The sequence below is a fragment of the Amphiplicatus metriothermophilus genome, from assembly GCF_900199215.1.
Classification (GTDB): domain Bacteria; phylum Pseudomonadota; class Alphaproteobacteria; order Caulobacterales; family Parvularculaceae; genus Amphiplicatus; species Amphiplicatus metriothermophilus.
Genome location: NZ_FZQA01000006.1, coordinates 158,038 through 165,125 on the forward strand (window position 1 = coordinate 158,038; position 7,088 = coordinate 165,125).

Here is a 7,088-nt window from a genome sequence, read left to right on the forward strand (position 1 = left end):
GGCGCCGGGGAGGAGGCTCGGCGCCTATAGCACCGGGCGCCGCGGGAAAAAAGGGGCGGCGGGACGCAATGGCCCAAGCGAGTAGGACAAGCAGACGCGACGGGCGGGGCGCGCTCAGGCCCGCGCCGGCGTTCGTTCTGGTCGAGCCCCAGCTCGGCGAGAATATCGGCGCGGCCGCGCGCGCGATGCTCAATTTCGGCGCAGCACAGCTGCGTCTCGTCGCGCCGCGCGACGGCTGGCCCAATCCGGCCGCGGCCGCGACGGCCTCGGGCGCCGATGTCGTAATCGAGCGCGCGCAGGTCTTCGGCCGCCTTGAGGAAGCTCTGGCGGATTGCAATTACGTGCTGGCGACCACGGCGCGCCCGCGCGAAATCCTGCTGCCCGTGCTGTCGCCGGAAGAAGCCGCCGCGGCGCTCAAGGCGCGCATCGACGCGGGCGCGCGCTGCGCGGTCATGTTCGGGCGCGAGCGTTCGGGCCTGCTCAACGACGAGGTGGCGCGCGCCGACGCGATCGTCTCGATCCCCGTCAATCCGTCTTTCGCCTCGCTCAATCTCGCTCAGGCGGTCGCCGTGCTCGCCTATGAATGGGCGAAGGCGGACGGGCGCGAAGGCTTCGCGAGCGGGCTCGAAGAAGCCGTCCCGGCGACGCGCGCGGCGCTCGAGGGACTGCTCGATCAGCTCATCGGCGCGCTCGACGCGGCCGGCTATTTCTTTCCGCCGGAGAAGCGTCCCGTGATGGAGCGCAATCTGCGCGCGGCCTTCACGCGGGCCGGATTCGCCGAAGGCGAGATTCGCACGCTGCGCGGCGTCGTCAAGGCGCTCGCAGGAGGGCCGCGTAAGGAGTGTTGAGACCGCATCCGAAATTCAATCATTATGCGGATTATTTGCCATGAATGATGCGGACGGCAAGACTGACGCGGCCTCGATCAGGCGCATCGACCGCGCGGATACGCTGAAAGACCATCGGTTCCGCTATTACGATTTCGCGCTGGCGGCGACCTGCGTCATCATCGTCTGCTCCAATATCATCGGCGCCGGGAAGGTGGCGAGCGTCGCGGGCTTCGCCTTCGGCGCGGGCGTGCTGTTCTTTCCGCTGTCCTATGTGCTCGGCGACGTGCTGACGGAGGTATACGGCTATGAGCGGGCGCGCCGGGCGGTCTGGGCGGGTTTCGTTTCGGCGGCCTTCGCGGCCGGCATGGCCGCCTTCATCACGGCGATGCCGCCGGCGCCGGGGTGGAACGTCGATATCGGCGGGATCGACCGGCAGACCGCTTTCGCGCTCGACTTCGGGCAGGCGCCGCGCATCGTGCTCGCCTCGTGTCTCGCCATCTGGGCGGGGGAGATGGCGAACGCCTATGTCATGGCGCGGATGAAGGTGGCCTCGGGCGGCCGGCATCTGTGGCGGCGCACGATCGGCTCGACGGCGGTCGGGCAGGGCGTCGACACGCTCATTTTCTACCCTCTCGCCTTCGGCGGGGTCTGGGCGAACGAGGTGGTTCTGGCCGTCATGGCGACGAACTACGCCCTCAAGGTGGGCTGGGAGGCGGCGCTGACCCCGGTCACCTATCGGGTGGTGGGCTTTCTGAAAAAGGCCGAAGGCGTGGACGTTTACGACCGGAACGCCGATTTTACGCCGTTCAAGCTATGATCCTGGTTTCGCCGCTGCTGTTCGCCGTGGCGCGGCGCGGCGTATGCAAGTAAACTCCTCAGTCTATGCCATTCGATCAGACCCGGCCGGACAGCGGCTTCAGGATCGCCATACTCGGCGCCGGCTTTTCCGGCATGGGCATGGCCGTCGCGCTCAAAAGGCGCGGCTTTGATGATTTCGTGATTTACGAAAAGGCCGACGACGTCGGCGGCACCTGGCGGGAGAACACCTATCCGGGCGTGGCTTGCGACGTGCCGTCTCATCTTTATTCTTTCTCCTTCGACATCAATCCGGAATGGACGCGCCGCTATTCGTCCGGGCAGGAGATCTGGGACTACATGCGGCGCTGCGCCCGAAAGCACGGGCTTTACGAAAAGACCGAGTTCGGCCGAAAAGCCGTCCGCCTGCGGCATGACGGGCGGCGCTGGACGATCGAGTTCGCCGACGGCGGGACCGCGCAGGCCGACATCGTGGTCAGCGGGCTCGGCGGGCTGCATGAGCCGAACATTCCGGATTTCCCCGGCATGGAGTCGTTCGCCGGGCCGGTTTTTCACACCGCGCGCTGGCGCCACGACGTCGATCTCGCCGGCAAGCGGGTCGCGATCATCGGCTCGGCGGCGAGCGCCGTGCAGGCGATTCCCGAGATCGCGCCGAAGGTCGCGCGGCTCGACGTCTATCAGCGCACGCCCAACTGGGTGATGCCGCGCCAGAGCTACGCCTATCCGGCCTGGGCGCGCAAGCTGTTCAAGATGATCCCGCCGCTCGCGCGGCTCTATCGCGCTTATTATTTCTTCCTTCTCGAGTCGCGGCATCTGGCGTTTCACAGGAACGATAACTTTATGAAGCGCTTCGTGCGCAGACAGTTCGCCAGGCATCTCGAAGAACAGGTGCGCGATCCCGAGCTGAGAGCGAAGCTCACGCCGGATTATCCGGTCGGCTGCAAACGCATTCTCATCTCCGACGATTACTTTCCCGCCATCCAGCGCGACAATGTCGCACTCGTCACCGAAGGCGTGGATCGCTTCGAGGAAAGCGGCATACGGACGAAAGACGGGCGCCTGCGCGAGGTCGACGTCGTCATCCTCGCCACCGGCTTCAAGCCGTTCAATCTGGTGGAATCGGTCGAGGCGGTCGGTCCGTCAGGCGCGAGCCTGCGCGAAGTCTGGGCCGACGGAATCAAGGCGCATCGCACGGTGGCCGCGCCCGGCTTTCCCAACTTCTTCATGCTGCTTGGTCCCAATTCCGGACTCGGGCACAATTCCGTCGTGTTGATGATCGAGGCGCAGGTGAAATACGTCCTGCAGCTTATCGAAAAGATGAAGGCGAGCGGCGCGGCGCTGGTCGAGCCGACGCCGGAAGCGGCCGCAGCCTATGACGCCCGCATCCAGAGGGAGCTTTCGCAGCGGGTCTGGGCGGCGGGCTGCGGCGCCTGGTATGTCGACGAACGCGGGCGGAACTATACGCTTTATCCGCATACGGTGCGGCGGTTCCTGAAAGAAATGAAGGCGCCGGACATGAAAGAATATGTCCTGCGAGAGACAGTCGCCGCGGCCGTCTGATCGCTGGGCGGGATCGTAACCATAACCTCTGATTGTTCCGCTTCGCGCCGTACTGTCGTCAGGCGAGAACGATTTGCGCCAGCTGCAGGAAAGTGAATTTTCTCTGTTCAGCGACTTTACAATTGCTCAAATCGGCGCTCTACTCTTCCGTCAGTGCATCGTGACGGGCGGGTGTCGCCTGCCCGTGGTGGCGTGGGGAGGTTTTCATGACAATTTTCAAGTCCGCCTCGGCGGTCGTGACATGCGCGGCCGCGGGGCTCGCCGCTTTTCTCGCGCTGACCGCCGCCGCGCCCGCCCAGGCGGCTGCGGTCGCCTGCAGCGACGGGTCGCCGGACGTGACAGGCCGGGTGACGCCGAATGCGGGCTGTCAGTTCTCCGATACATTCCAGAATGACGCGCCGGCGCCGACGGTGGTGAACACCGAAGCTTTCTTCGGCTTCAGCGACTGGATTTTCGACGCCAAAGACAATGACCTTGACGGGGTCGACGAGGGGGCGAACACGCTCGGCCTCGTCCTGACCGGGGACGCTCAGAGCGGGACCTGGGCGCTGACGGGGATCTCATCGCTCGCCGGCCTCGACGTGATGCTCGTTTTCAAGGGCGGCACGATCGCCGATCCGGCGCCGCTGATCGCTTATCTGGTCGCCGACATCATGGGCTCTTATCTGTCGCCGTTCTTCGGGCCGAGCGGGCAGGTGCAGGATATCAGCCACGTCTCCGTCTACTACCGTGAAACCGTCATCCCGCTGCCGGCCGCCGCATGGCTGATGCTGGCGGGCCTCGCCGGGCTTGGCTTCGCTGGCCGGCGCAGGAAGACGGCGTAATCCGCCCGGAATTCCGTTTGCAGGATCTGGAAAGGGCCCGCTTGGCTGGCCCTTTTCCTTTGAAGCGCTCAACCCGCGACGCCTCGCGTTGACAGGCCGCCCGCCGGCCGCTATCAGCCGGCCTCTCAAAACGGGTGGCGCGTGGACCGCCGTTGCGATCGCCTCGGGGATGGGCCCCGGGGCCGGGCCGCGCCGAAAGCGAGGAACGATGACCAAGCGCATTCGCGCCAAGCACAAGCTTGACCGCCGGGTCGGCGAGAACGTCTGGGGCCGGCCGAAATCTCCGATCAACAAGCGCGACTACGGTCCCGGCATGCACGGCCAGCGCCGGAAGGGCAAGCTGTCCGACTTCGGCCTGCAGCTGCGCGCCAAGCAGAAGCTCAAGGGCCATTACGGCGAGATCACCGAGCGCCAGTTCGAGAAAATCTATAACGAGGCGGTGCGCCGGCGCGGCAACACCGCCGAGCATCTCATCGGACTGCTCGAAAGCCGCCTTGACGCCGTCGTCTATCGGGCGAAATTCACGCCGACGATCTTCGCCGCGCGCCAGTTCGTCAATCACGGCCATGTCAAGGTCAACGGCCGGCGGGTCAACATCCCGTCCTATCGCTGCAAGCCGGGCGATGTGGTCGAAATCAAGGAAAAGTCCAGGAACATGGCTCTTGTGCTCGAAGCCCTGCAGAGCCCCGAGCGCGACATCCCAGACTATATCGAAGTCGATCCCAAGAAGATGACGGCGACCTATCTGCGCGTACCGGAATTCGCCGAAGTGCCCTATCCGTGCACGATGGAGCCGAACCTAGTCGTCGAATACTACGCATCGTGACGGACCGCCTCCGCCCTTACTGCGGATCTGTCTGAAGGCCGCCCCTTCGAGGGCGGCCTTTCCTTTCGCCAACCGTCATACGTTCTCACGCGAGGGCCCTGCCCGTGGCCTCGCCGGCTGCAACATGACCGTCGCAGACGGCGACGCATGCCTGCGATTTCGTTCGCCGCGCATCGCCAAGCATAGCAATGTTGCGGCTTGGCAACGCTTGACGTGAAAATCGCGGCCAGATTACCGGCTTCCTGCGCAAATTGCTGCACATGCGAGCAAGCCGCAGTGAGGTTCCGCCATACGCCGATAAAATTACATTACGGCTCGCCGCTGCGATGCCGGATATATGCTCGGAGTTTCCTGAACTGCGTCTGTTAGACGCTGAGGAACTGGAGAAGGGACATGACCATCAACACTCATCGACGCATCGCGCTCGCAGCGCTGTGCGCCGGTTCGTCAGTACTCGCTATGACTGCGGCCGCGCCTGCATTCGGACAGGATGCGGCGTCGGATGATGAAATCGTGGTGACCGGGACGCGCATCACGCGCCCCAACCTTCAATCGCCGAACCCAGTCCAGTCCGTCGATTCGACCGATGTGACTCTTTCGGGCGACGTGAACGTCGTCGACATCGTCAACGACGTTCCGGCGCTCATCGGTTCCGCCAACAGCGAGCAGAATTCCGTCGCGTTCGGCACGTTTGGCGCGGCCACCCTTGATCTGCGCAATCTCGGCACGGAACGCACCCTGGTGCTCGTGAACGGTCGACGGCACGTAGGGGGCGTCGCCGGCACCTCGACGGTGGACGTGAACACGATTCCCGCGGCTCTTGTGGAAAGGGTAGATGTTCTCACCGGCGGCGCTTCGGCGATCTACGGCGCGGACGCCGTGACCGGGGTCGTCAATTTCATCATGAAGGACGATTTCGAAGGCGTAACCGCGCGCGGACAGGCCAGCATCTCGGATGAAGGCGACGCCGGGATCTATTACTTTTCCGCGACTGCGGGAAAGAACTTTGATAACGGCCGCGGCAACATTACCGGCTCGTTCACCTTCGAAGAGAACGAGCGGCTTAGGCAGGGCGACCGCGCTCACACGCGCGGCGACCGGATCGCGACAGATTGGCCGAATCCCGCCTTGCGCATCTAGGCGGCCGATATCGCACAGTTCGGTCTCGATCCTTTGCTTCTCGGCGACAGCATCGAGTTCTTCTGCGGCGCAGGAGATACGACGCTCGGCGCCGGCCGAGACGTCTTATGCGGGCGCATCGAAGGCGCGCCGCCGCGAATGGTGGGCGAATTTCCGCGCTTCGGCGTGTCGAATTACGGCAGCCTTATCGGCGTCGACTTTTTCGGCGACGGGTTCCTGTCCTACTATCCGGGCGATCCGTTTACAGACATCTTCGGAAGCGATCTGTCCGGCATCAATCTCGGCGCAGACGGTCTCATCTTCGATTTCGACAACAACGGTATCGAAGACTGTCTTCAGACGGCGAACGGCACGCTCAATCAACGTTTCGCCGGCTTTGCAGGGTGCCATATCGTCGATACGCCCGGCGGGCCGGCCCGCCCCTTCGTTGACGGATTGATCGCAGACGAGATCAATCAGTTCGGAGGCGACGGAACCAATACGGGGCTCGACGGGCTTACGCTGATCCCGAAAGAGCGCCGGTTCACGTTCAATACGACGGCCAAATACGATCTGACGCCGAATATGTCTTTCTTCTTTGAAGGGAAATATTCGCGCACGAAAGCGACGACTTCCGGTCCCGGGGTCAACAGCTTTTACGATTCGATCCCGATCCGCATCGACAACCCATACATTCCTGACAATCTCAGGACCACCATTGAGACTTTCGTCAACGACAATCCGGCGTTTTTCGATCTTGACGACGTGCTGTTGTTCGTAGGCCGCGACCTTACGGATTTCGGCCCGAACATTGACGAGGTCAAGCGGGAGACGATCAGGCTTGTCGGCGGATTCGAAGGCGAATTCGGCGACGTCTATCGTTATGAGCTCGCCGTGAACTACGGCCGCACGACGGCGGATACGTTCGACGGCAACGCCATCATCATGGACCGCTTGTATGCGGCCATTGATGCGGTGGACGACGGGACGGGCAACATTGTTTGCCGGTCTGACCTCGTGACCCGACCCCTTTGAACGCAGCCACGAACAAGGAAACAAATGGCTGCATTCAAGGAGATAGAGAATGTCGGGAAAACGATATCGCCCAGAAGA

General features: G+C 63.4%; 7 protein-coding genes. All 7 read left to right on the top strand.

The window, feature by feature from the left end:
* Positions 1–68: 68 nt before the first annotated feature.
* Positions 69–848, top strand: coding sequence for an RNA methyltransferase (locus tag CHB64_RS12420; RefSeq protein ID WP_089412934.1), 780 nt, complete (start codon positions 69–71; stop codon positions 846–848).
* 40 nt (positions 849–888) lie between these two features.
* The gene (locus tag CHB64_RS12425) at positions 889–1,647 is read left to right on the top strand and encodes a queuosine precursor transporter (RefSeq protein ID WP_089412935.1); all 759 of its coding nucleotides are present in this window, start codon (positions 889–891) and stop codon (positions 1,645–1,647) included.
* A 65-nt stretch (positions 1,648–1,712) separates the two neighbouring features.
* Positions 1,713–3,206 (top strand): flavin-containing monooxygenase, encoded by a 1,494-nt coding sequence (locus CHB64_RS12430; RefSeq protein WP_089412936.1) that lies wholly within the window; start codon positions 1,713–1,715, stop codon positions 3,204–3,206.
* 206 nt (positions 3,207–3,412) lie between these two features.
* Complete coding sequence (locus tag CHB64_RS12435) at positions 3,413–4,030, top strand: VPLPA-CTERM sorting domain-containing protein (protein WP_089412937.1); 618 nt, start codon at positions 3,413–3,415, stop codon at positions 4,028–4,030.
* Positions 4,031–4,238: 208 nt separating this feature from the next.
* Positions 4,239–4,856: a 30S ribosomal protein S4 gene (gene rpsD, locus CHB64_RS12440; RefSeq protein WP_089412938.1), complete on the top strand. Its 618-nt coding sequence runs from the start codon at positions 4,239–4,241 to the stop codon at positions 4,854–4,856.
* 459 nt (positions 4,857–5,315) lie between these two features.
* Entirely contained in the window at positions 5,316–5,996 is a 681-nt protein-coding gene (locus CHB64_RS12445) for a TonB-dependent receptor plug domain-containing protein (protein WP_159462498.1), read from the top strand.
* 138 nt (positions 5,997–6,134) lie between these two features.
* Positions 6,135–7,010, top strand: a complete 876-nt coding sequence (locus tag CHB64_RS12450; RefSeq protein WP_143266017.1) for a hypothetical protein — start codon at positions 6,135–6,137, stop codon at positions 7,008–7,010.
* Positions 7,011–7,088 lie beyond the last annotated feature (78 nt).

What these genes read in the sequence shown, in the direction of transcription:
- rpsD (WP_089412938.1), top strand. Translation starts at nt 4,239, where the DNA reads ATGACCAAGCGCATTCGCGCCAAGCACAAGCTTGACCGCCGGGTCGGC.
- CHB64_RS12425 (WP_089412935.1), top strand. Translation starts at nt 889, where the DNA reads ATGAATGATGCGGACGGCAAGACTGACGCGGCCTCGATCAGGCGCATC.
- CHB64_RS12435 (WP_089412937.1), top strand. Translation starts at nt 3,413, where the DNA reads ATGACAATTTTCAAGTCCGCCTCGGCGGTCGTGACATGCGCGGCCGCG.
- CHB64_RS12430 (WP_089412936.1), top strand. Translation starts at nt 1,713, where the DNA reads ATGCCATTCGATCAGACCCGGCCGGACAGCGGCTTCAGGATCGCCATA.
- CHB64_RS12445 (WP_159462498.1), top strand. Translation starts at nt 5,316, where the DNA reads ATGACTGCGGCCGCGCCTGCATTCGGACAGGATGCGGCGTCGGATGAT.
- CHB64_RS12450 (WP_143266017.1), top strand. Translation starts at nt 6,135, where the DNA reads ATGGTGGGCGAATTTCCGCGCTTCGGCGTGTCGAATTACGGCAGCCTT.
- CHB64_RS12420 (WP_089412934.1), top strand. Translation starts at nt 69, where the DNA reads ATGGCCCAAGCGAGTAGGACAAGCAGACGCGACGGGCGGGGCGCGCTC.